Source organism: Mesorhizobium sp. USDA 4413, from assembly GCF_056280365.1.
Genome location: NZ_JBVPRP010000001.1, coordinates 3,028,647 through 3,052,273, shown reverse-complemented (window position 1 = coordinate 3,052,273; position 23,627 = coordinate 3,028,647). Strand labels below are relative to the sequence as shown.

At 64.2% G+C, this 23,627-nt stretch carries 19 protein-coding genes and 1 tRNA gene; 10 read left to right on the top strand and 10 right to left on the bottom strand.

Going from position 1 to position 23,627, the window contains the following annotated elements; genetic code table 11:
• The first annotated feature begins 130 nt into the window (after window positions 1–130).
• Window positions 131–520: a DUF427 domain-containing protein gene (locus ACVMIM_RS14625; RefSeq protein ID WP_476112752.1), complete on the top strand. Its 390-nt coding sequence runs from the start codon at window positions 131–133 to the stop codon at window positions 518–520.
• Between the two features lie 223 nt (window positions 521–743).
• Here the strand turns inward: ACVMIM_RS14625 and ACVMIM_RS14620 are convergent, their stop codons facing one another.
• The 4 genes from ACVMIM_RS14620 to ppdK form a co-directional block, all read right to left on the bottom strand.
• Window positions 744–1,484, bottom strand: a complete 741-nt coding sequence (locus ACVMIM_RS14620) for a polysaccharide deacetylase family protein (RefSeq protein ID WP_476112750.1) — start codon at window positions 1,482–1,484, stop codon at window positions 744–746.
• 144 nt (window positions 1,485–1,628) lie between these two features.
• Window positions 1,629–2,759 (bottom strand): glycosyltransferase family 9 protein, encoded by a 1,131-nt coding sequence (locus ACVMIM_RS14615; protein ID WP_476112749.1) that lies wholly within the window; start codon window positions 2,757–2,759, stop codon window positions 1,629–1,631.
• Between the two features lie 176 nt (window positions 2,760–2,935).
• Window positions 2,936–4,039, bottom strand: coding sequence for a glycosyltransferase family 9 protein (locus ACVMIM_RS14610; RefSeq protein ID WP_476112747.1), 1,104 nt, complete (start codon window positions 4,037–4,039; stop codon window positions 2,936–2,938).
• A gap of 236 nt (window positions 4,040–4,275) precedes the next feature.
• On the bottom strand, window positions 4,276–6,960 hold the full coding sequence (gene ppdK, locus ACVMIM_RS14605; RefSeq protein WP_476112745.1) for a pyruvate, phosphate dikinase: 2,685 nt from the start codon (window positions 6,958–6,960) through the stop codon (window positions 4,276–4,278).
• Window positions 6,961–7,176: 216 nt separating this feature from the next.
• On the opposite strand from ppdK, the gene ACVMIM_RS14600 reads away from it, so the two are divergent.
• The 5 genes from ACVMIM_RS14600 (at window position 7,177) to ACVMIM_RS14580 (ending at window position 11,465) form a co-directional block, all read left to right on the top strand.
• Complete coding sequence (locus tag ACVMIM_RS14600) at window positions 7,177–7,521, top strand: VOC family protein (protein ID WP_201414229.1); 345 nt, start codon at window positions 7,177–7,179, stop codon at window positions 7,519–7,521.
• Window positions 7,522–7,620: 99 nt separating this feature from the next.
• The gene (locus ACVMIM_RS14595) at window positions 7,621–9,033 is read left to right on the top strand and encodes a phosphomannomutase (protein ID WP_476112744.1); all 1,413 of its coding nucleotides are present in this window, start codon (window positions 7,621–7,623) and stop codon (window positions 9,031–9,033) included.
• A 90-nt stretch (window positions 9,034–9,123) separates the two neighbouring features.
• Window positions 9,124–10,107 carry a GDP-mannose 4,6-dehydratase gene (gene gmd / locus ACVMIM_RS14590; RefSeq protein WP_476112742.1) on the top strand — a complete coding sequence of 328 codons (984 nt, stop codon included), beginning with the start codon at window positions 9,124–9,126 and terminating at the stop codon, window positions 10,105–10,107.
• Window positions 10,108–10,202: 95 nt separating this feature from the next.
• Window positions 10,203–11,159 (top strand): NAD-dependent epimerase/dehydratase family protein, encoded by a 957-nt coding sequence (locus tag ACVMIM_RS14585; protein ID WP_476112740.1) that lies wholly within the window; start codon window positions 10,203–10,205, stop codon window positions 11,157–11,159.
• A gap of 231 nt (window positions 11,160–11,390) precedes the next feature.
• Window positions 11,391–11,465, top strand: a tRNA-Gln gene (locus tag ACVMIM_RS14580).
• 85 nt (window positions 11,466–11,550) lie between these two features.
• Here the strand turns inward: ACVMIM_RS14580 and ACVMIM_RS14575 are convergent.
• Entirely contained in the window at window positions 11,551–12,060 is a 510-nt protein-coding gene (locus ACVMIM_RS14575) for an anthrone oxygenase family protein (RefSeq protein ID WP_476112738.1), read from the bottom strand.
• A gap of 239 nt (window positions 12,061–12,299) precedes the next feature.
• On the opposite strand from ACVMIM_RS14575, the gene ACVMIM_RS14570 reads away from it, so the two are divergent.
• Entirely contained in the window at window positions 12,300–14,012 is a 1,713-nt protein-coding gene (locus ACVMIM_RS14570) for an HAD family hydrolase (RefSeq protein WP_476112736.1), read from the top strand.
• Window positions 14,013–14,049: 37 nt separating this feature from the next.
• Here ACVMIM_RS14570 and smc read toward each other — a convergent pair whose 3' ends face one another.
• The 3 genes from smc to ACVMIM_RS14555 all read right to left on the bottom strand — a co-directional run bounded on the left by smc (window position 14,050) and on the right by ACVMIM_RS14555 (window position 18,982).
• On the bottom strand, window positions 14,050–17,508 hold the full coding sequence (gene smc / locus ACVMIM_RS14565; protein WP_476112734.1) for a chromosome segregation protein SMC: 3,459 nt from the start codon (window positions 17,506–17,508) through the stop codon (window positions 14,050–14,052).
• Between the two features lie 63 nt (window positions 17,509–17,571).
• Window positions 17,572–18,318, bottom strand: a complete 747-nt coding sequence (locus tag ACVMIM_RS14560; protein ID WP_041002345.1) for a DsbA family protein — start codon at window positions 18,316–18,318, stop codon at window positions 17,572–17,574.
• A 154-nt stretch (window positions 18,319–18,472) separates the two neighbouring features.
• Window positions 18,473–18,982: a DUF721 domain-containing protein gene (locus tag ACVMIM_RS14555; protein ID WP_476112732.1), complete on the bottom strand. Its 510-nt coding sequence runs from the start codon at window positions 18,980–18,982 to the stop codon at window positions 18,473–18,475.
• Between the two features lie 32 nt (window positions 18,983–19,014).
• On the opposite strand from ACVMIM_RS14555, the gene mutY reads away from it, so the two are divergent.
• Together mutY and ACVMIM_RS14545 are read left to right on the top strand one after the other, a co-directional pair.
• Window positions 19,015–20,139, top strand: a complete 1,125-nt coding sequence (gene mutY / locus ACVMIM_RS14550) for an A/G-specific adenine glycosylase (RefSeq protein ID WP_476112730.1) — start codon at window positions 19,015–19,017, stop codon at window positions 20,137–20,139.
• On the top strand, window positions 20,136–20,747 hold the full coding sequence (locus ACVMIM_RS14545) for an HAD family hydrolase (RefSeq protein WP_041002351.1): 612 nt from the start codon (window positions 20,136–20,138) through the stop codon (window positions 20,745–20,747). The genes mutY and ACVMIM_RS14545 overlap by 4 nt, the downstream gene beginning before the upstream one ends.
• Before the next feature lie 36 nt (window positions 20,748–20,783).
• On the opposite strand, the gene ACVMIM_RS14540 is transcribed toward ACVMIM_RS14545, so the two are convergent.
• Window positions 20,784–21,917: a DNA methyltransferase gene (locus ACVMIM_RS14540; RefSeq protein WP_476112728.1), complete on the bottom strand. Its 1,134-nt coding sequence runs from the start codon at window positions 21,915–21,917 to the stop codon at window positions 20,784–20,786.
• 176 nt (window positions 21,918–22,093) lie between these two features.
• Here ACVMIM_RS14540 and ACVMIM_RS14535 point away from each other — a divergent pair, with 176 nt between their 5' ends.
• A complete protein-coding gene (locus tag ACVMIM_RS14535; RefSeq protein ID WP_476112726.1) occupies window positions 22,094–22,783 on the top strand; it encodes an HAD family hydrolase in 690 nt (229 codons plus the stop codon).
• 22 nt (window positions 22,784–22,805) lie between these two features.
• Here ACVMIM_RS14535 and ACVMIM_RS14530 read toward each other — a convergent pair whose 3' ends face one another.
• Window positions 22,806–23,549 carry a hypothetical protein gene (locus ACVMIM_RS14530; protein ID WP_476112724.1) on the bottom strand — a complete coding sequence of 248 codons (744 nt, stop codon included), beginning with the start codon at window positions 23,547–23,549 and terminating at the stop codon, window positions 22,806–22,808.
• Window positions 23,550–23,627 lie beyond the last annotated feature (78 nt).

The following is a 23,627-nucleotide window of genomic DNA, read 5'->3' as shown; positions in this document are numbered from 1 at the left end:
TAAGTCTTCGCCGCGAGAACGCTTCACCGTTTCACGGAAATGACGAAACGCTCTCTTTCTTCGTTTTGACGCAATTCCGGACGGAAAACCCGCTTCGCATTTTTCCTGGAATTGCCTCAGGAGACCATTCATGGACAAGCCCGCCAACCCCGCCCCCGGCTTTCAGCGCAATCCGGGCAAGGTGATCACCGTCGAACCTTACCGTGGCAGCATCACCGTGCGCGCGGGCGACACCATCATCGCCCGGTCGACCCGGGCCAAGGTGCTGACGGAACCGCCCTATCCGGCCGCCTTCTACATCCCGTTCGACGACATCGACTTCAGCAAGCTCTCCGGTACCGAGCACTCGACGCATTGTCCGTACAAGGGCGATGCAAGCTACTGGAGCGTCCAGTCGGCCGGCGAAGCCGGCAACAATGCGATGTGGGCTTACGAAACGCCGTTCGACGAAATGGCCGAAATCCGCAATCACGGCGCGTTCTATACGAGCAAGGTGACGGTCGAAGCCGAACCGGGCTGAGTCTGGCCTGCCAGAGGTGCCTTGAGATTGATGTCAGGCCGAACCGAGAAAAAGTGAGTTCCGAGGACCGGAACGGAGCGGACATTTGAGCCCGTGAGTGCTGGCCTACGTCGGCCGTAGCCTTCATTAGCTGCCATGCCATGCATGAGTGCTTCGGCTGGCGAAGGCCGGAAGCGCAGCAAGCCGCCATTCGCAGGCGGCCTCACCTGAATATCGTGCCGCCTCAGTCCGTCGTGCCGTCGTTGCCTATACCCTCGGCATCGTCGAGGCGCACGAAGGTCATGCCCTTCCGCTTCAAGGCGAGCAGGCCCTGAACCACGCCTTCGCCGGCGGCATGGGTCGGCTGGTTGATGTGGGCGATAATGACGTCGCCGTCCTTGGCGGCGCCGATGCGGCGCGCCGTTTCCTTGGCGCCGAGCAGCGAGCCGCCGTCGCCATTGACCGAGAAGCCGGCGATCTTGAAGCCAAGCTTGCGGATCATGGCGATCGCCGAGGGGCTGTATTCGGCGGTGGCGCCGCGGAACCATTTGGGCGCCGGCCCTCCTGCCCCGGCAAGGGCGGCGGCGCCGGATTGAACCTCGGCCTGCACTGCGTCCGGACTGCCGGCGCTGCGGATGCCGTAGATCTTTTGCGGCGTATCGACCGCCGGAATGTGGCGGCCCCCGTGGTTTTCCAGTTCGAACAGGTCGGGATGCGCCCGCATGATCTCGACGGCTTCGGCATTGCGCTTCAGCCAGATGCCGGTCACGAAGATCGTCGCCGGTATCCTGTTGTCGACAAGCGCCGAAAGGATCCTTGTGTCGGTCTTGCCGCCGCAGGCATCGAGCGTCAGGGCGACGCGACCGCCGCCGCCTTCAGTCCCCTGCGGCTTCAGATGCAGCGTCGGCTCGAGCAGTGTTGCGGCATTACTCGCCGACGCCGCGACCAGCGACAGCGCGCAAAGGGAATTTCGAAGCAGGCCCATCATCTGTTCCAAATCGCCACGTCCGGGCATTCTCCGCACACGCCAGTAACTCGTCTCTACAAAACGGCATCTAGGCGAAAATCGAGACGGCAAACAGCGCAAAAACCGGCAGTCGCGAAAATTTGCTTCGCTCTACACCGCGGCTTATATGGGCCTCTCCGTCCGCGCCAGCAGTTCGCGCACCGCTTCGGTGACCGCGTGTACTTCCAGGCGCCAGACACAAAATGCCTTGCTTGGATTGGTCCGGTGACACCTGCCGGCGGCCACACACTCGCAAGGCATTGGGGGCCGTAGCGAGATGCTGGGTGCGCCAACCGGACCCCATGCAATCGGGTTGGTCAGGCCGTACAGGCCGACGACCGGGGTGCCAGCTGCAGCGGCCATATGCATCGGGCCGCTTTCATTGCCGAGGAAGAGCCGCGCCTCCTTGAGCAGCGCCATCAACGTTTCTAGTGATAGCTTACCTACCAGATTGACGACCGGCGCCTTGCTCGTGGCCACGATCTGGTCGTTTGCCTCGGCTTCGTCGGGAGAGCCGACCAGAGCGACGGCGAGATCGGTCTCACTCGATATCGTATCGATGACCGCCGCGAAACGCTCAGGCTGCCACCGGCGCCCCGGAAAGCTTGCTCCGGCATGCACGACCAGGAAGGCTTTGCGTCGAAGACCGCAGCGTTCCAGCAATGTCAGGACCCGCGCGGTTTCCGACGGCAGCGGCTCGATCGAGGGAAACCGCACGCGCAAATCCACCCCGAGCGCCTCCAGCGGAGACAGATAGCGATAAAGGAAATGTCTTTCGCCATAGCCGAAGGGCTTGGCCCGGACGTTGGCGGATTGGCGCTCGAATCGACGCAATGGCCTCTCGGTCGGGAAATAGCCGACCCGGATCCTGGCGTTGACGACCATGGCGACGAAATGCGTCGTCTTTGAATCGGTCAAGTCGATGGTCATATCGAAGGCCAAACGACGCAGCTTTCGCAACACCTGGTAGAGTTCCACGCCGCGCTGCAATACCGTGCCGCGCGCGCTCGAGCGCTTGAACGCCACAGTCTCAGCCGCGATCCCGTGGGCGGTCAGGAAGCTTGCGCAGCGAGCCTCGCAAAGGAAGACAATCCTGGCGCCGGGATAGGCGATCTGCAGATTCTTCGCGAGCGCCGAGGCAAGAACCAGATCGCCGATATATTTCGTTTGCAGGATTAGGATGGAGCGCACGTCTGCGAAGGGACCTTGCAATATCGGTATCTCGGCAACAGACCTGGGCTGAGACGTCGACATTTGGAGCCGCCATGCGCATGTTTCACGTGGCTCTCATATACAAGACCACAAGGTCGTGGACCAGAGCGACTCGCACGTGCCGGCTCAGCGCTTCACCGTTTCATGGAAGTGGTGAAACCCTGTATTTGGTCGCTTTGCCATGCAGCCGACGGACGGCACGAAGTCTCCCGCGGATGTCAGACCGCGGCCTCCTGAGGCATCTCCGTCCGTGCCAGGAGTTCCAGCGTGGCCTCGACGACCGGATCGACCTCCAGGCGCCAGACACAGCATGCCTTGCTCGGATCGGTCCGACGGCACAGGTCACCGCCGACGCAGTCGCAAGGCATGGAGGGCCTGAGCGAGATGCTCGGCACGCCGACCGGCGCCCAACGGACCGGGTTGGTCAGGCCGAACAGGCCGACCACCGGCGTACCTGCCGCGGCCGCTATATGCATGGGCCCGCTTTCATTTCCGAGAAACAGCCGCGCTTCCTTGAGCAGCGCCAGCAGGGTTTCCAGCCGCAGCATGCCCGCCAGGTTGACGACAGGCGTCTTCGCCGCCGCGATGATCCTGCCGGTCGCCTCGCTCTCGTCCGGACCGCCGACCAGAACCACCCGCAGGCCGGTTTCCCGCACGATCCCGTCGATTGCTTCGGCGAAGCGCTCCGGCTGCCAGCGCCGGCCGACGAAGCTTGCCCCGGCATGAACGGCAATAAAGGCGTTTGGCTGAATTTTGTGCCTGGCCAGCAAAGCCAAGGCGCGCGTCGTCTCGAAGGGCAACGGTCGAATGGCCGGAACCCTGACGCGCAGGGCGATGCCAAGTGCCTCCAACGGAGACAAATAGCGATAGAGATAATGCTTTTTGCCGCATCCGTAGGGTTTCATCCGAACGTTGGCGGGCTGGCGCTCATGCCAGCGCAAAGGCCGCTGCGTCGGAAAATAGCCGACCCGGACCGGAGCGTTGACCAGTTTGGAAATGATCCGCGAGGTCTTGGAGTCGGTGATGTCGATGGTCATGTCGAAGCGGTGCTGCCGCAAAGTCCGCACCATGCGGAAGAGCTCGCGCCCCCGCTCCAGCGGCGAACCGCGCATCTTGGCACGGCTGAAGGGCACGACCTCGGTGGCAATACCGTGCGCCGTCAGGAAACCGGCGAAATGCTCCTCGCAGAGAAACACGATCCTGACACCCGGATATTGAAGCTGCAGGTTCTTCGCCAGCGCCGAGGCAAGGACGATGTCGCCGATGAACTTGGTCTGCACGATCAGGATCGACCGGAAGACGGTTGGAGCGATCTGCAACATGGGTTTCCGACACCAATGAATGCGGTGTGGGAAGCTAGCTTGGAATGGTGTCGAGATTCAGGGCCGTCACGCGCACGTTCGCGTGACATTGCATACAAAACCGTAAGGTACCGGGACGCTGCTCGCCCAGGGGCATTTCACCGTTGCACGGAAACGGTGAAATGCTCCATCTTCTTATTTTTACGCAATTCCGGACGGAAAACCGCTCACACTTTTCCTGGAATGCTCTAAGCCCGTCAGGCGATCTTTGCCGCGCTCTTCTCCGCCGCCACCGCAGCCTGCGCGGCGGCCAGCCTGGCGATCGGCACACGGTAGGGCGAGCACGACACATAGTCGAGGCCGACCTCCTCGCAGAAACGGATCGAGGCCGGATCCCCGCCATGCTCGCCGCAAATGCCGAGCTTGATAGCGGGCCGCGTCCTCTTGCCCTTTTCCGCCGCAATCCGCACCAGCTCGCCGACGCCGTCGACATCGAGCGACACGAACGGATCCTGCTCGATGATGCCCTTCTGCCGGTATGTTTCGAGGAAGGAGGCGGCATCATCGCGAGAGATGCCAAAAGTCGTCTGCGTGAGATCGTTGGTGCCGAAGGAGAAGAATTCGGCCGCTTCGGCAATGACATGGGCGCGGATCGCGGCGCGCGGCAACTCGATCATCGTGCCGGTGAGGTAATCGATCTTGGTGCCGGTCTCCTGCATCACGCTTTGCGCCACCGCATCGATGCGCGCTTTGACGTATTCCAGCTCCTTCACCAGACCGACCAGCGGCACCATGATTTCCGGCACCACCAGCGCCCCGGCCTTGCGGCCGGCCTCGACCGCCGCCTCGAAGATGGCGCGCGCCTGCATCTCGGCGATCTCCGGATAGGAGACGGCGAGCCGGCAGCCGCGATGGCCGAGCATCGGATTGAATTCGTGCAGCGCCTCCGTGCGCTGCCTGAGCTTGTCGGCCGAGACGTTCATGGCGGAAGCGACCTCGGCGAGCTCGGCTTCGGTCTTCGGCAGGAACTCGTGCAGCGGCGGGTCGAGCAGACGGATCGTCACCGGCAGGCCAGCCATGATCTCGAACAGCTCTAGGAAGTCCGAGCGCTGCATGGGCAGCAGCTTGTCCAGCGCCGCGCGCCGGTCCTTCTCGGTGTCGGCCAGGATCATCTCGCGCATGGCGACGATGCGGTCGCCGTCGAAGAACATGTGCTCCGTGCGGCAAAGCCCGATGCCCTCGGCGCCGAAAGAGCGCGCCATGCGCGCATCGAGCGGCGTTTCGGCATTGGTGCGCACCTTCATGCGACGAGCGGCGTCCGCCCATTCCATGATGGCGGCGAAATCACCCGACAGCTCCGGCTGCAGCATGGCGACCGCGCCTTTGAGCACCTGGCCGTTGCCGCCATCGATGGTGATGATGTCGCCCTTGCGGAAGGTCTGGCCCATCGAGATGAGCGTGCCGGCCTTGTAGTCGACGCGCAGCGAGCCGGCGCCGGACACGCAGGGCTTGCCCATGCCGCGCGCCACCACCGCGGCGTGGCTGGTCATGCCGCCGCGCGTGGTGAGGATGCCTTCTGCGGCATGCATGCCGTGGATGTCTTCCGGACTGGTTTCAATGCGCACCAGGATCGCCTTGCGTCCCTGCGCCTTGGCATCCTCGGCATCGGCGGAGGAAAAAACGATTTCGCCGGTGGCTGCACCCAGCGAGGCAGGCAGGCCCATGCCGATCACGTCGCGCGCCGCCTTCGGGTCGATGGTCGGATGGAGCAGTTGGTCGAGCGAGGCCGGATCGATGCGGGCGACCGCCTCCTCCTTGGTGATCAGCCCGTCCTTCGCCATCTCGACCGCGATCTTCAGCGCCGCCTTGGCGGTGCGCTTGCCGGAGCGGGTCTGCAGCATCCACAATTTGCCGCGCTCGATGGTGAATTCGAGGTCCTGCATGTCGCGGTAATGCTTTTCCAGCCGGTCGGAGATGTCGACGAAAGCCTGGAAGGCGTCGGGCATGAGCTTCTGCAGCGACGGCTTGTCGGAGCCGGCGGCGATACGCGCCGCCTCAGTGATGTTCTGCGGCGTGCGGATGCCGGCCACCACGTCCTCGCCCTGGGCGTTGACCAGGAACTCGCCATAGAGCTGCCTGTCGCCGGTCGAGGGATTGCGCGTGAAGGCGACGCCGGTCGCGGACGTGTCGCCCATATTGCCGAACACCATGGCCTGGACATTGACCGCGGTGCCCCAGCTTTCCGGGATGTCGTGCAGGCGCCGATAGGTGATGGCGCGGTTGTTCATCCAGCTCGAGAACACGGCGCCGATCGCGCCCCAGAGCTGTTCCTGCGGATCCTGCGGGAACGGCTTGCCGAGCTCTTCCTCGACCTTGGCTTTGTAGAGCGCAATGACACCCTGCCATTCCTCGGCTGTCAGCTCGGTGTCGAGCTCGTGGCCGAGGCTCGCCTTCTGGTCCTCGAGGATCTCCTCAAACACTTCGTGGTCGAGGCCCATGACGACGTCGGAATACATCTGGATGAAACGCCGATAGCTGTCATAGGCAAAACGTGCATCACCGGAATCAGCGGCCAAAGCCTCGACCGTCTCGTCATTGAGGCCGAGATTGAGCACCGTATCCATCATGCCGGGCATGGAAGCCCGGGCGCCGGAGCGCACCGAGACCAGAAGCAGCTTCGACGGATCGCCGAAGCGGCGGCCGGTGATCCGGCTGATATGGTCGAGAGCAGCGGCGACATCCGCCTCGAGCGCTTCGGGATAGGTGCGGCCGTTGGCGTAATAGGCGTTGCAGACCTCCGTGGTGATGGTGAAACCGGGCGGCACCGGCAGCCCGAGGCTGCACATCTCGGCCAGATTGGCACCTTTTCCGCCGAGAAGGTTGCGGTCGCCGGCACGGCCTTCGGCGGCGCCATCGCCGAAGGTGTAAACCCACTTGGTCATGCATGCCCTCCAGTTCGTGGAAGATAGAAACAGCCGGACCACGGCCCGGTTCCCCGCCTTTGCGATCCGAGCGATAGGATGCTGCAGTGCGAAAGGCAAGCACCGGCCGGGCGCCTGCAGCAACTACAATCGATTAAGCAAAAGCTGCGGCAAAAATACTTGCGGGAGGGTATGGCGCGATATAGAACATAACAGGAACACGAGTGGAGTAGCGTGATGAAACTCAACGGAAAACTCGACTATCTGGAACTGCCGGCGACGGGCGGCACGCTGGACAGCGTCAAATCCTTTTACAGCGCCGCCTTTTCATGGTCGTTCACCGATTACGGTCCGACCTATTCCGCCTTTGCCGAAGGCCTCGACGGCGGCTTCCAGGCGGATGCCGGCGAAGCACCCGCCAAACCGCTCCCCGTCATCTACTCCAAAAATCTCGAGGAAACGCTGGACGCGGTTGAGAGTGCCGGCGGCACCATAGTCAAGCCGATCTTTTCCTTCCCCGGCGGCAGGCGGTTCCACTTCACCGATCCGGCCGGCAACGAACTAGCCGTCTGGGGACATTAGGGAAGTCGCGGTTCCAAGTCGTTTTGCTGTTGACAGCCGGGGGGCGGCCGGGCTCATTCCAATGAACGGCGGCAACCTCCAACAGCAAAAAGCAGACTGATGAAATTCGGCTCAAGCGGTGTTCGGGGTCTGGCTTCCGAATTGGTCGGACGGCCAAGCGGACTCTATACCGAGGGCTTTGCACGGCACTTGCGGTCGACCGGATTTCAGCAAGGCGAGGTCTTCGTCGGGCGCGACCTGCGCGACAGCAGTCAGACGATAGCTGAAGACTGCATGGCGGCCCTGGCCGCTGGCGGCTTCCAGCCGGTCGATTGCGGCCCCCTCCCCACGCCTGCGCTTGCCTTCTATGCCCGTCTGCGCGGTGCCGCGGCGCTCATGGTGACGGGCTCGCATATTCCCGCCGACCGCAACGGCATCAAGTTCTACGGGCCGAGGGGCGAGATCGACAAGGCGGATGAGGCCGCGATCACCGCTCATGTCGCGGAGCTTTCGGATCAATATCCCTGGCCGCCGGCCCGCGCGAGGTGGCAAGCCGGCCATGAACAGGCGCTCGCGGCCTTTCGGGACCGTATCGACAGCATCCTGCCTCTCGGCGCCTTTTCCGGAATGAAGCTCGGCGTCTACCAGCACAGCACAGTGGCGGCGGAACTGCTGGTTGAGGTCCTGCGAAGGTACGGCGCGGATGTCGTTGCTGTCGGAAAAACGGAGGTTTTCGTGCCGATCGACACGGAGGCGGTCGGCCAGGAGACGATGGCGAAGCTGAAAGACTGGGTGCGCGAATTCAAATTCGACGCCATGCTCTCGGCCGATGCCGATGCCGACCGCCCTCTCGTCATCGACGAAAATGGCGAGCTGTTCCGCGGCGACCTGATCGGCCTGGCCACGGCGCTGTTCCTGCGGGCCAATACCGTCGTGACGCCTGTGACCTCCAATTCGGGCATCTCCGGAGCTTTTGGCTTCAAGGTGGTGAGAACAAAGGTTGGATCACCCTTCGTCATAGCGGGCATCGAGGCAGTGCAACCGGCCGGCGGCATCGTCGTCGGCTTCGAGGCCAATGGCGGGGTTCTTCTGGGGTCGGATTGCCCGGTGAACGGCAGAACCTTGTCCGCGTTGCCGACGCGGGATTCGTTTTTGCCCATCCTGGCGGTGCTGGGCACGTCCGCATTGACGGGCAAATCGCTGTCCGGCCTGCGCGAAACCTGGAACCTTCCGATCTGCGCCAGCGCGAGGCTCGAGAACTTCGCCGTCGAGGCATCGCGCGGCTTGATGCGCAAGCTCGCCGACCGCGACGCGTTGCGGCAATTCCTTGCGCCCTTCGGCACCGCTGCGGATGTCGATGAAACCGACGGTCTCAGGGCACGGATGACCAGCGGTGAGATCATCCATCTGCGGCCTTCTGGCAACGCTCCCGAATTTCGTTGTTATGCCGAGGCCGCAAGTCATGACAGGGCGACCGAAATTGTGGCAATGGCGCTGCAACGGGCGCGGGACACCACATTGGCAGATGATTGAGAGACCGTATAACGAAAGTGGCGCCAGCGGGTGCCATAGGCCTGGAGCGCGGCCTGTTTTCTGTACCTCGTTCGATCCCCGAGAATACCGATGACAAGGACAGCTTTGATAACCGGCATTACGGGGCAGGACGGCGCCTATCTGGCCCAGTTCCTGCTTTCGAAGGGTTATAGCGTCCACGGGCTGGCGCGACGGTCGAGCACAGCCGAGGTCAACACGGCGCGCCTGAAATGGCTTGGGATCGAGAACGACGTGCGGATCGTGGATGGCGACCTCACGGACCTGTCGGGCCTGGTCCGGACCATGCGCGACATTAGGCCGGACGAGGTTTACAACCTCGCCGCACAGTCTTTCGTCAAATCTTCCTGGCAGCAGCCGATACTGACGGGCAACGTCACCGGCATCGGCGTCACGAATGTTCTCGAGGCGCTGCGTCTGGAAATGCCGGAGGCGCGTTTCTATCAAGCTTCGTCGTCCGAGATGTACGGCCTTATCCAGGAGCCGGTACAGTCGGAGACCACGCCTTTCCATCCCCGCTCTCCTTACGCGGTGGCGAAGGTCTACGGTCACTGGATCACCGTCAACTACCGGGAAAGCTTCGGCCTGCACGCTTCGAGCGGCATCCTGTTCAATCACGAATCGCCGCTGCGCGGCATCGAATTCGTGACGCGCAAGGTCACCGACGCCGTCGCGCGCATCAAGCTAGGGCTGGCAAGGGAACTGCGCCTGGGCAATATCGACGCCAGGCGCGACTGGGGCCACGCCAAGGACTATGTGCGCGCCATGTGGCGGATGCTGCAGCATGATCGGCCCGACGACTATGTGATCGCCACCGGAAGGACGACGACGGTGCGTGACATGTGCAGGATCGCGTTTGAGCATATAGGTCTGAAGATGGACGACTATCTTGTCATCGATCCCGACCTGTTCAGGCCGGCGGAAGTCGAAGTCCTGCTCGGCAATCCGGCCAAGGCAAAGGCCAAGCTCGGATGGGAAGCGACGATCTCCCTGGAAGAGATGATCCGCGAGATGGTGGACGCCGATTTGGCGCGCCACGCGGCCGCGAAGCGTTGAAAGGAAGCTCTTGCTTTTACACGTCGATGACTTGAGACACCGTCTTCCGCCACGCATCGGCATGCGGATCATGCCTCGTGGTTCGTGAGGCAGGCATGCGGGTTTTGCTGACCGGAGCCAACGGTTTCGTCGGCCCCTATGTGCTCGACGCGCTGCGCAGGGTTTGCGGGCACGGCATTGCCGTTGCTGCGACCTCCAAGGATGGCGGTCCACATCCCGCTTTCGGCCAGGTCGAAGTGTTGGACGTGACCGACCCGGCCGCCGTCCAAGACGCCGTTGCCCGTCACCGGCCCACTCATGTCATTCATCTTGCGGCGCTCGCGGCCCTGGAGACCGCCCAGGCCGATCCTCGGAACACGTGGCGCATTCATGTCGGCGGCGCGCTCAACGTGGCAAATGCGGTCCTCGACAAGGCTCCGGACTGCTGGCTGATCCATGTCGGGTCGGGCCTTGTCTATGGCGAAAGCGCGAAAGCCGGGCAGCCGCTCGACGAAAGCACGCTGCTTGCTCCGATAGACGACTATGCGGTGACCAAGGCCGCGGCCGACCTCGCGCTTGGCGCACTTTCACGCCAGGGGTTGAGGTGTATCCGGATGCGTCCCTTCAACCACACGGGACCGGGTCAGACCGAAGCATTTGCCGTGCCTGCCTTCGCCATGCAGATCGCGCGGATCGAAGCGGGCCTGGCTGCGCCGGTCATCCGTGTCGGCAATCTTGATGCCAGGCGCGATTTCCTGGATGTCCGCGACGTCGCCAACGCCTATGCGCGCGCGGTCCTGAACAGCCGCAACCTTGCCCCGAACATCATTTTCAACGTTGCATCCGGCGTGCCCTGGCGGGTGGGAGACATCCTCGATCTGCTCTTGGCGCAAAGCACCGTCAAGATCGTCACGCAGCAGGATCCGCTGCGGCTGCGACCGAGCGACCTGCCATGCATCGTTGGCGATGCGAGCCGCGCCCGGACTTTGCTTGGCTGGGCACCCGAGCATCCCTTCGAAGACACGCTTGCTGCCGTCCTGGAGGATTGCCGCGCGCGCGTGGCCCAGGCGTGAGTAGGAACGCCTCGCCTGCTTCCCGAAAGCCCGAACTGAACCGCTGCCGTGCCAGCACAGCCGCGAAGCTGCCGCGCGGCGCCTGCGGCCGGCGCTCCACCGCCGGCGATCGGGCAAGCGAACCAGCGCGGATGGCGGCCCGCATCGTCGCCGATTTTAGTTGGTCCCCGGCATTGAGCTTTGCTCCGCCTCGTCCTATAAGGCCGCGCGCAGCGGGCATGCCCCGCCTGCTGGGGCGTCGCCAAGTGGTAAGGCATCGGTTTTTGGTACCGACATTCCCAGGTTCGAATCCTGGCGCCCCAGCCAACCTTCAAACGAAGCCACCTGAACCAACGCCCGGCCGCGCCCTCATTTGAAGTTTGGCGGCTTTATCGGGAACCTCGACCAGACATCAGGCGCCTTGGATAGCGATTGCCGTGGTCAGCAAGATCAGGCTGAGCATCGCCAAAGCAGCGCGGACGACGTGCGAGAGTTCCCAACGGTTGCGAAGTGCTGTCCATTCTTGGGTCGGCGGAACCGAAGCTCCGTCGCCACCTTCGGTGGCGAAGAATCGCTGCGCCGGCGCGTTCAATTTCACGTCCTGCAGCCAGTGTTTGTTGATCGGCTGGGTCATGAACCAGAAGACAAGCTGCATGGCGAGGAGCGCGACCAAGGCGCCGGCGATCAGCCAGGCTTGGAGCGGACCGCTCGACGCCAGCATCAGCGCAAACGTCGCAAGGATTCCCCCGACCTCCGCGATGCCCCCTCCAATCGTGAAACCCGGGTAGTAGATCCGTTGGACAACGAAATACTCTTGCCTAGCGAGCCGCAATTTGCCCGGCAGCTCCAGCGCGTGGGAGAGCGCCATGGCCATCGCACCCGCCACGAGGATGACGGTCAGGACCTCCAGAAAGACATACATCGGATCGGCCTCTCACTCCGGCCTGGTGCTTGTTGCAGAAGCGACGTCGTTAAGACCGAACGTGATCCTGCTGACCGGGTTCCCATCAGCGTACGGTTCAATTCCGCCGGGTGGCGCGCTGGGTGCATCGCGAGCTGGGCGAACGCCGCGATCGTTGCGAAGCGGAGCCTCAGCCTAAACCTTTTCCGGTGACAGGCGTTGTTCATTCCAGACGGATCGGCACGGAGAGGTTCGACCAAATGTATTTCATGGCATTGGCTACCGATTATGACGGCACGCTGGCGCATGATGGCCTGGTCGCGGCCAGCACGGTCTCGGCACTGGAGAAGCTGAAGAAATCCGGGCGCAAGCTCATCCTCGTCACCGGCCGCGAACTGCCCGACCTGAAGGAGGTGTTTCGCGAGCTCCCCTTGTTCGACAAGGTCGTGGCGGAGAACGGCGCGCTGATCTACACGCCGGCCAGCGAGGAAGAACGCACGATTTCGCCCTCGCCTTCCTCCGATCTCATCGACAAGCTCAAGAAGCGCGGCGTGAAGCCGCTCTCGGTCGGCCGTTCGATCGTCGCCACCTGGGAGCCGCACCAGGCGACCGTGCTGGACGTCATCAAGAAGCTAGGGCTGGAGCTGGAGATCATCTTCAACAAGGGCGCGGTGATGATCCTGCCTTCCGGCGTCAACAAGGCGACCGGCCTGGCGGCGGCGCTCGACGACCTGAAGCTGTCACCGCACAATGTCGTGGCCATCGGCGACGCCGAAAACGACCACGCCTTCCTCAGGGCCTCCGGCTGCAGCGTCGCGGTGGCCAACGCATTGCCCGCCGTAAAGGAGACGGCAGACCTCGTCACCAAGGAGGCGCGCGGCAAGGGCGTCGAGGAGCTGATCCGCAAACTGATCAAGCGCGATCACCTCACTGCCAAAAAGCGCTTGGGCGGCGTGCTGCTCGGAACCTCGCGCGGCAAGGACATCTATTTGTCGCCGATGGAAACAGTGCTGATCGCCGGTAGCTCGGGCATCGGCAAATCGACGCTGGCCACGGCCCTCACCGAACGGCTGGTCGAAAAGGGGCTGCAGTTCTGCATTTTCGACCCCGAGGGCGACTATGACGGACTGAAGGGCGCAGTGCCGCTCGGCAACGGCTCAACCGCCCCGAACAAGGAGCAATTGCTGGAACTGATCGAGAAGCCCCAGACCAATGTCGTGGTCAATGGCCTGGCGCTGAAAGTCGATGAGCGGCCCGATTTTTTCGCCGAATTGCTGCCCGGCCTCGGCAATGTCCGCTATCGCACGGCGAGGCCGCACTGGCTGATCATCGACGAGGCGCATCATTTGATGCCCAAGCGGCGCGGAGACACGCGATCGGTGCTTTCGATCGAGCTACCCGGCACGGTGCTGATCACCGTCCACCCCGAAGCGATTTCGACCGATGCGCTCGGCCTGGTAACAGCGGTGATCGCGCTTGGTCCCGAGGCGAAGGGCGTGATCAAGACCTTCTGCAAGGAAACTGGGCTCCAGGCGCCAAAGGACATTCCATCGCCCAAGGGCGACCGGGTGCTGTTCTGGCGCCCGCACGATGGCAAGAAGCCGTTCACAGTCAAGGCGATCGAGCCCGACCAGTCGCTGAAGCGCCACAGCCGCAAATATGCCGAGGGCGAGCTCGACGAGGCCGGCAGCTTCTATTTCACCGGTCCGAAGAAGGCGATGAACCTCAGAGCCCACAACCTCATCATCTTCGCGCAGATGGCGGAAGGCATCGATGACAAGACATGGGAATACCATTTGCGCGCCGGCGATTATTCCAAGTGGTTCCGCCAGCAGATCAGGGACAAGGACCTCGCCCGAGAAACGGCAGAGGCGGAGAAGAACAAGGCATTGTCGGCTGACGAGAGCCGCAAGCTGGTGATCGACGCCGTGCGCCGCCGTTATACGGCGCCGGCGACCGCTCCGGAGGAATAGAGCTGGTCGCTACGCCCCACGGAAGCGGTGCGCGCGCTCAGCTCGCCTCGCGCATCGCTTCGGCCGCCTGCAGATCGACCGAGACCAGTTGGCTGACGCCCTGCTCGGCCATGGTGACGCCGAACAGCCGGTCCATGCGCGCCATGGTGATGGGGTTGTGGGTGATGATGACGAAGCGCGTCTCCGTCGTCTTCGCCATCTCTTCCATCAGGTTGCAGAAGCGCTCGACATTGTGATCGTCGAGCGGCGCGTCGACCTCGTCGAGCACGCAGATCGGCGCCGGATTGGTGAGGAAGACGGCGAAGATCAGCGACATCGCCGTCAGCGCCTGTTCGCCGCCGGAAAGCAACGTCATGGTCTGCGGCTTCTTGCCGGGCGGCCGGGCGAGGATTTCCAGCCCCGCTTCGAGCGGGTCTTCCGACTCGATCAATTGCAATTCGGCCGTGCCGCCGCCGAACAGATGCGAAAACAGCCGCTGGAAATGGCCGTTGACCACCTCGAAGGCCGACAGCAGCCGCTCGCGGCCCTCGCGGTTGAGGTTCTGGATTGCCTGACGCAGCTTGCGGATCGCCTCGATGATGTCCTCGCGCTCGGAAACAATGGTTTCGAGCCGATCCGACAATTCCTTCTGCTCTTCCTCGGCGCGCAGATTGACGGCGCCGAGCCGCTCGCGCTCGATCTTCAGCCTGTCGAGCTGTCGCTCGATCTCGGCCATGTCGGGCATCGGATCGTCGGCTTCGAGGCCGGTATGCTTGATGACGAGATGGGGCGGCGTGTTCAGCGCTTCCTGGATGCGCGCTTCGACCTCGGCGCGCCGCTCGTCGGCGGCGGTGAGCCGTTCCTCGGCCCGCACGCGGGTTTCGCGCGCTTCGGCGAGCGACTGGATGGCGGCGGTGGCCGCCTTGTCGAGCTCGGCCTGCTTGTTCTCCGCCTCCTGCAGACGGTCGCTCGCCGCCTGGCGCAGCGCCTCGGCCTCGGAAAGCTGGGTCAACAGCGCGCGGCGCTTGGCGTCGATCTCGTCGGGCGCGTCGGCCAGCCGCTCGCGCTCGGCTTCGGCCTCCGCCTTGCGCTCGCCGAGGGCGGCGATCTGCGTCGAGGCATTTTCGGCGCGCTCCAGCCAGTTCTTGCGCTCGGCGCCGATGGCGTCGAGCCGGCGCATGCGCGCCTCGGCCTCGCGCCGCAGGCCCTCATGCACGGCGCGCGCATCGGCAAGGGTGGCGCGGTCGCGCGAGACATTGGCGGAAGCCTGTTCGAGCTGCAGCTGGAGATCGCCAAGATCGGGTGCGTCCTTCAGCATCTCCTCGGCTTCGAGGAAGGCGGCCTGCGTCTCCTCATGGCTGTCGACGATGCGCGCGCGGGCTTCGTCCAGTGCAGCGCGGCGGCTCACCAGCTCGCCGCCGGCCTTCTCGGCCTCGGCCAAGACGTTGCGGGCGGCATCCAGCGCATGCTGAGCGTCGCGGCCGGCCTGACGCGCATTGCGCTCGGCCTCGCTTGCCTGGCGCATCGCCTGCTCGGCGCGCGCCAGCGCTTCCTCCGCCTCGCGCACCACGCGCGTCGCCTGCACGACCTCGGCATCGAGCTCGGCCAGACGGTTCTTCTGCGCCAGCCGCTGGGCGGCGGCGGTCGGGGCGTCGGCGCTCGCGGTCAGGCCGTCCCAGCGCCACAACGCGCCGTCGCGGCTCACCAGCCGCTGGCCGGGGGCCAACAATGCTTGAAGCCGGCGACCGTCGGCGGCGTCGACGATGCCGATCTGGGCAAGGCGGCGGGCAAGCTGCGCCGGCGCGCGCACGACGCTGGCAAGGCTCTTCACACCCTCGGGGAGCGCCGCATCGCCGGGCTGAATCGCGCTTTCGCCCCAATGCACCGGTGCGCTGCGGTCGAGCGGAACGTCGAGGTCCTCGCCCAACGCCGCACCCAGCGCCGTCTCATAGCCACGCTCGACGCTGATCTGCTCCAGCACCGACGGGAAGAGATCGCCGCTCGCGGCATTGAGGATCTTCGCCAGCGTGCGTGCCTCGGTCTCGATACGCGCCAGTTCCGCTCTTGCATCCTGCAGCGGAGGCCTTGCGGCGCTTTCGGCGGCGCGCGCCTCCGCGACCGCCTGCTCGGCGGCAATGGCGCCGGCCTCGCTCTCTTCCAGCCGGGCAAGCGCATCCTCGACCAGAAGCCGCTTCTCAGCCGGGTCCGGCAGGCCGGAAATGCGCGCGACGATGTCGGAAAGCTCGCGGTCGACCTCGGCGAGCTGACGGGCGAAGCGGTCGCGGCGCTCGGCGGTCTCGCGCAGGCTGCGCTCGATCTGATGGCGCGAGGCAGCCGCCTCGGCGCGTTCGGCGGTCAGCGCGGCAAGTTTTGCCTCGCTCTGCGACAGCGTCGCGCCGGCCTGTTCGAAGGCGGCGCGCGTGGTCGCCTCGCGTTCGGCGGCGCCGGCATTGTCCGAGTTGAGCTCGGCCTCCTCGGCGCGCAGGCGTTCCAGGATATCGGCATTGTCCCGCACCATCCGCTCCTCGCGGGCGATGTCGGCATCGAGCTGCTGCAAGCGGCGTTCGAGCTCGGCCTGGCGCGAGCGGATGCGGCCGGCCTCTTCCTCGATCTGGGTCTTGGCGATCGACAGGCGCTGGAAGGCCGCGGCCGCGGCGGCTTCCGCGTCGCGCAAATCCGGCAGCCGGTGCGCGGCGATGCCCTGCTCTCTTGCCGCGGTCATCTGGGCCGCGGCGCGGTCGCCGACCAGCGTGGTGGCGACGGCGAGCGCGGAACGCGCCTCGCCCTCCTGGGTCTTGGCCAGCGTCCAGCGCAGATGCAGAAGCGTCGCTTCCGCCTTGCGGATATCGGCCGACAGGTTTTTGAAGCGCGAGGCCTGGCGCGCCTGGCGCTTCAGGCTGTCGATCTGGCCTTCCAATTCGCCGACGACGTCGTCCAGGCGCTCGAGATTCTGCTCGGCCGCCTTGAGCCGAAGCTCCGCCTCGTGCCGGCGCGTGTGCAGACCGGAGATACCGGCTGCCTCTTCCAGCAACGCGCGGCGGGCTTGCGGCTTTGCCTGGATCAGCTCGCCGATGCGGCCCTGGCCGACCATGGAGGGCGAGCGCGCGCCGGTCGACTGGTCGGCGAACAGAAGCTGCACGTCCTTGGCGCGGGCTTCCTTGCCGTTGATGCGGTAGAGCGAGCCGGCCTCGCGCTCGATGCGACGCGACACCTGCAGTTCATCGGCATCGTTGAAGGCGGCGGGCGCCGTGCGGTCGGTGTTGTCGAGGAAAAGCGTGACTTCGGCGGTGTTGCGGGCGGGCCTTGTGCCGGAGCCGGAGAAGATCACGTCGTCCATGCCGGACGCGCGCATGTTCTTATAGGAGCTTTCGCCCATCACCCAGCGCAAAGCTTCGACGAGATTCGACTTGCCGCAGCCGTTCGGCCCGACAATGCCGGTCAACCCGCGTTCGATGACGAACTCGCCGGGCTCGACGAAGGATTTGAAACCGAGGAGGCGAAGGCGCGAAAATTTCATTCGCGCCGACCCACACTACAGGCCATGGCGCCGAAGCCGGACCGCTTCGGCGCGGCCTGGATGTCAGAGCAGAGGGTCGATGATGGCCGACATTTCCTCAATCGACATCGCCCCCTTGTAGGTCTTTCCGTTGATGAAGAAGGTCGGCGTCGAGTCGACCTTGAACTCGTCCGCTCCACGTTTCTGGACTGCTCTCACATCGTCCAGAAGCTTCTGGTCCGTCAAGCAGGCCTCGAAGGACTCCTGTGTAAAACCGGCCAGCTTGGAGATCTGCAGCAGCGCTTCCTTGGTGTTGTTGACGCCAACCCAGCTCGGCTGCTGCTTGAACAGCACATCGACCATGGCGAAGTAGTTGTCCTTGGAGCAGCGCGCCAGCATGAAGCCGGCCTCGGCGCTCGGGTCGAAGGGGAATTCGCGCAGGATATAGCGGACCTTACCGGTATCGATATACTTCTTCTTCAACTCAGGGAATGTTGTGTCGTTGAAATGCGCGCAATGCGGGCAGGTCATCGACGCGTACTCGACGATGGTGACCTTGGCGTCGTCCTTGCCGAGCTGCTTGTCGGGCAATGCGCCGGGCTTGAGCAGTTCCGCCATGTCGACGGTGCCCTGCGCCTCGGGCACCTGAACCGCGGCCGGGGTGGCGGCCGGCTTGGCAGGCGTCGACGGGTCGGCAGGCTTCACGTCGGCCGCCTTCGCCTCCTCGCCGGAGTCGCTGCATGCGGCAAGCAGCGCCACCGCAGGAACAGCGGCCAGCGTGGTCAGAAGGTTTCTGCGGGACAGACTTTTGCCAAACGGGGCACGGTTCATGCGAATCACCTGATATCGGTTGGATTTTGCAATGCAAGGGCTAGGAAAGGCGAGAGTTGGCGCGAATTAAGGCATCGCGATCCCCAATCCAATCGCGAAACTTGATTATAAGCATCACGAATGCGCGAGATTGGTGACGCATTCATGACGCTTCTTACGACCCTTTCGCCTTCCTTTCACCCATAATTGTGGCGCCGAGCCGCTCCAGCGAAGCACGCAGGCCGTCGTCCTCGATCTTGCCGACCAAATGCGAAAGCTTCGATTTCTCCGCCTCGCTCAAGGGTCGCGGCGCCGGCTTTGGCCGCGCCTTTTGCGAAAGCACGGGTTTCTGCAGGATCTTGATGCGGCCGATCGCGTTGAAGCCCAGGAAGGCGTTGACGCGGTTGATGACCTCGCCGGCCTCATGCTGCAAATGCAGCGCCGCCATGCCCTCGCAGGCGATGATCAGCGTCGCCGGCTCGAACGGATCGTCCTCGTGCAGGCGGCGCGGCCACTGGATCTTCTCCGGCCGCGAATGGCTGGCGAGCCGCGGCCCGGCGATTTCTTCCCAGGACTGCACCAGCCCGATCGAGATGCCGGCGCGCTTCTTCAGCACCGGATCCAGGATCTCGGTCGCGAGATCGCTCACCGGAACGGGATTGCCGAAGGGCCTTTTCCCTGTCATGTGCGTTCTCCAGTCCCCAATTCATCCGATCAATGGCACCGCGAAACCAGACCCGCAAGGCATCATATGAGACCGCATCCGGCCATACGGGCATCGCGTCCCGCCTGCTCGCCTGGTATGACACTCACCATCGCGACCTGCCCTGGCGCGTCACGCCCGGGGCGTTCGCCCGTGGAATCAGGCCCGACCCCTATCGTGTCTGGATGTCCGAGGTCATGCTGCAGCAGACCACGGTCGAGGCGGTGAAAGCCTATTTCCGCAACTTCGTCGAGAAATGGCCGACCGTCGAGGCGCTGGCGGCGGCGCCCGCCGAGGATGTGATGAAGGCCTGGGCCGGGCTCGGCTATTATTCCAGGGCGCGCAACCTGAAAGCCTGCGCCGACCTCGTGGCGCTGCGAGGCGGCCGCTTTCCCGACACCGAGGCGGGCCTGCGCGAACTGCCGGGGATCGGCGCCTATACGGCGGCGGCGATTGCGGCGATCTCCTTCGATCGGCCGTCGGCGGTCGTCGACGGCAATGTCGAGCGGGTCGTCTCCCGGCTCTATTCCATTGAAACGCCGCTCAGCAATGCCAAGCCGGAAATCCGCGCGCTAGTCGAAAGGCTGGTGCCGCAGGCAAGGCCCGGCGATTTCGCCCAGGCGATGATGGACCTCGGCGCGACGATCTGCACGCCGAAGCGGCCGCGCTGCATGCTGTGTCCGGTCCGCGAGGATTGCAGCGCCATCCTCAGCGGCGACCCGGAACGTTTCCCGGTCCGCCTGCCGAAAGATGACAAGCCGCTGCGCAAGGGTGCGGCCTTCGTCGCTGAGCGTGATGACGGCGCCATCCTGCTGCGCAAGCGGCCGGAGAAGGGCTTGCTCGGCGGCATGACCGAAGTGCCGACCACCGGCTGGACAGCGCGGATTGACGGCGCCACCACGGCCGAGGCCGCACCTTTTGCCGCCGATTGGCGGCCTGCCGGGCAGATCGGGCATGTCTTCACCCATTTCGCACTAGAGCTCGATGTCTTCCATGCCCACATCAAGGGCGACGGGCCGGACAGACATTTCTGGTCGCTTGCCCATGAAATTTCCGGGGAAGCGCTGCCCACCGTCATGAAAAAGGTAATCGAGGCGGCGATACCGGGCGCGACCAAGAAACCGAAAGGCATGCAATGACCGAAATCCGCCATATCGTGTTCGACATCGGCAAGGTGCTGGTCCATTACGACCCGGACATCCCGTTCAGCCGCCTGATCCCAGACGCCGGGGAACGGAAATGGTTCTTCGACAATGTCTGCACCAGCGCCTGGAACCTCGAGCAGGACCGCGGCCGGACCTGGGAGGAAGCCGAGTCATTGCTGATCGCCGAGCATCCCGGCCATGCCGAGAACATCCGCAATTTCCGCCGCTACTGGCACGACATGGTGCCGCACGCCTATGACGACAGCGTCGCGCTGCTCGAAAGCCTGATCGATGACGGCCATGACGTGACGCTGCTCACCAACTGGGCCTCGGATACTTTCCGCGAGGCCCGGGCCCGTTTTCCGTTCCTGGAAAAGCCGCGCGGCATCACCGTCTCCGGCGATATCGGCCTGATCAAGCCGGACCGCGCCATCTACGACCATCACGTCGCGTCGTTCGGGCTCGATCCGGCGGCGTCTTTGTTCATCGACGACAGCCAGAAGAATGTCGACGGCGCCAAGGCCGCCGGCTGGCAGGCGGTGCTGTTCACCGACGCCGGGACGCTTAAAGCGGATCTCGAACGGCTCGGGATTTCGGCTTGAACTGAATCGCTTGCAGCGATCCGTTGAAGTGCTGATTCAACCCCCTGCCCGCTCCATGCCGAGCCGGGCGATGCGGCGCAGCTCGTCGATCGGGGTCAGGCCGCCGCTGCGCTCATAGTGCCAGAAGGTCCAGCCGTTGCAGGCGTCCAGCCCCTGTACCTCGGCGCCGATCTTGTGGATCGAGCCGGCGCTGTCGCCGATCGCCAGCGTGCCGTCGGCGCGCACCTTCGCCGCCCAGCGCTTCTTGGCGTCGTAGAGCGTGGCGCCCGGCGCCACAAGGCCATTGTCGATCAGGCTGATGAAAGCGACGCGCGGCTCGGCGCGCTTGCCGGAAAGCACGGTGAGGTCGGCGCTTTCCAGCGGGCGAACCGCGGCGATGCGCTCATAGGCGGCGTCAATATAAGCCTGCTCGCGCTCGATGCCGACAAAGTGGCGGCCGAGGCGCTTGGCGACGGCGCCTGTGGTGCCGGAGCCGAAGAAGGGATCGAGCACGACGTCGCCCGGCTTGGTCGACGCCATCATGACGCGGGCCAGCAGGGCCTCCGGCTTCTGCGTCGGATGCAGCTTGTTGCCGTTCTCGTCCTTGAGCCGCTCGCCGCCGGTGCAGATCGGGAACAGCCAGTCGGAGCGCATCTGCAGATCGTCGTTCGAGGCTTTCAGCGCCTCGTAGTTGAAGGTGTAGCCCTTGGCTTTCTGGTCGCGCGATGCCCAGATCATCGTCTCATGCGCGTTCTGGAAGCGGCGGCCGCGGAAATTCGGCATCGGGTTGGTCTTGCGCCAGACGATGTCGTTGAGGATCCAGAAGCCCAGATCCTGCATACGGGCGCCGACGCGGAAGATGTTGTGATAGGAGCCGATGACCCAGATGGTGCCGCTGGGTTTCAGCACGCGGCGCGCCGCGAGCAGCCAGGCGCGGGTGAAGGCGTCATACGCCTCGAAACTCTCGAACTGGTCCCAGTCGTCGTCGACGGCGTCGACCTTGGACTGGTCGGGCCGGTGCAGGTCCCCGTCGAGCTGCAGATTGTAGGGCGGGTCGGCGAAGATGACGTCGACCGACTTTTCCGGCAGCCTGTCCAGCGCGGCGACGCAATCGCCCTTCAGGATCGTGTCCAGCCATTCGGACTGCTGGGGAGCGTGGGAAAGCTCGTCGAGAAGACGCACGGCAGACATCGAAACACCCAAAAGAACGCGTTACGGTTTTACTCTCCGTTATGGTTACCGATCAGCGTAAACATTCGGTGAAGGCGGCGCTTTCGGCTGCCGAGGTTTGCGAAGAACGGCCCATTAGTGTATGCCGCGCCGCTTAAGCCAGTCAGGCCCCCCTCCCCAGCTTTTTCCGGATTGCTATGCCCCAGCCAGATCTTGTCATTTTCGATTGCGACGGCGTGCTCGTCGATTCTGAAATCGTCGCCGCGCGCGTCGAAGCCGAGCTTCTGATATCGGCCGGCTTCGAGATCTCGGCGGAGGAAATTTCCGAGACCTATGCCGGGCTGACCTTCAAGGACATCATGCTGCGGCTCGAGGAGAAGTCCGAAATCCCGTTCCAGGCCTCGCTGATCGACCGCGCCGAGGAGTTGGTCGACCGCAAGCTGCGCAGCGACGTGCGCATCATCGACGGTGCCCCTGAGGCGGTCGCGGCCGTCACCGCGCCGCGCGCCGTCTGCTCCAATTCGCGCACCGAGCGGGTCGAGTTCATGCTGGAGAAGGTGCGGTTGCTGCCCTTCTTCGCCGGCCGCATCTTTTCGGGGCTGGACATTCCCAGCAAGAAGACCAAGCCGGCGCCGGACGTCTTCCTCTACGCGGCAGAGAAGCTCGGCGCCAACCCGAAGAACACCTTCGTCATCGAGGACTCCGTGCATGGCGTCGCCGGCGCCAGGGCCGCCGGCATGCGCGTCATCGGCTTCACCGGCGCCGGGCACAGCTATCCGGGTCATGCCGATGCGCTGACCGAGGCCGGCGCCGAGACGGTCATCCGGCGCTGGGCTGAGTTCAACAGCACGATCGCCGCGCTGTCGGAGTGGTCGGAAGACGCCTAAGGCTCGTTCTAATCTTGCCGCCTTAGTTCGTCGCCGGAGCGCGCTTCTTCCGCTTGCCCTTCGACTTATCCCCGGTAGCGACCGGCGCGTTCTCGTCATAGCCGGCATAGGCCTGGTAGTCGCGCGCGGTCGGCTCCGGCACCACGACATTGTTGTCGACAAAGACGAACTGGGTGGCGGCCGAGGGGTCGGTCACCTGCACCTGGTACGGATGCAATTGCGAATAAAGCACTTCGTCGCCGTGCTGGACGGCGATGCGGATCGGCATGGTGACGGTGCCGGGCGCGAACATCGGCCCCGGCACCACCTTGCCGGCGACCGCGATCTTCATCGACATCTGGCCGTTGGCATGGGTGCAATCGCGCGTCACATCGGTGATGGCGGCCTGGTAGATGATCTTCGACGGATCGTGATCGGGATCGATCGGCTGGCCGTTGGGGCCGGTCTGGGCGGCCGCGGCGGCTGCCTGGGCCTCGGCTTCCGCCGCCGGATCAAGCTTCTTTTTCTTGGGCTTCGCGGTTGCGCCCTTGGCATAGGTGTTGAAATAGGCGGTCCCGTCGCGCAGCGACACTTTGGGGCAATAGGCGCGCAGCTGGCTGGCGAGGATCTTGGGATCCTGGGGCGGCGGCGGCGCGGTCGGATCCTTCTTGCTGAAACCGAAGTCAAGAATGCCATTGTCGCTCGATTGGCAGCCGGCGGCGGCAAGCATAAAGCCGGTGAGCGCCAGACCCGCGACAAAACGACGGTTGACCAAATAAAACGCCATGAAACTGCACTTCCCTCTCACAAAGCCGGTGACGTATAGCAACGGCGCGGCAAAAATGCGACTGAGCCGGCTCGGAAA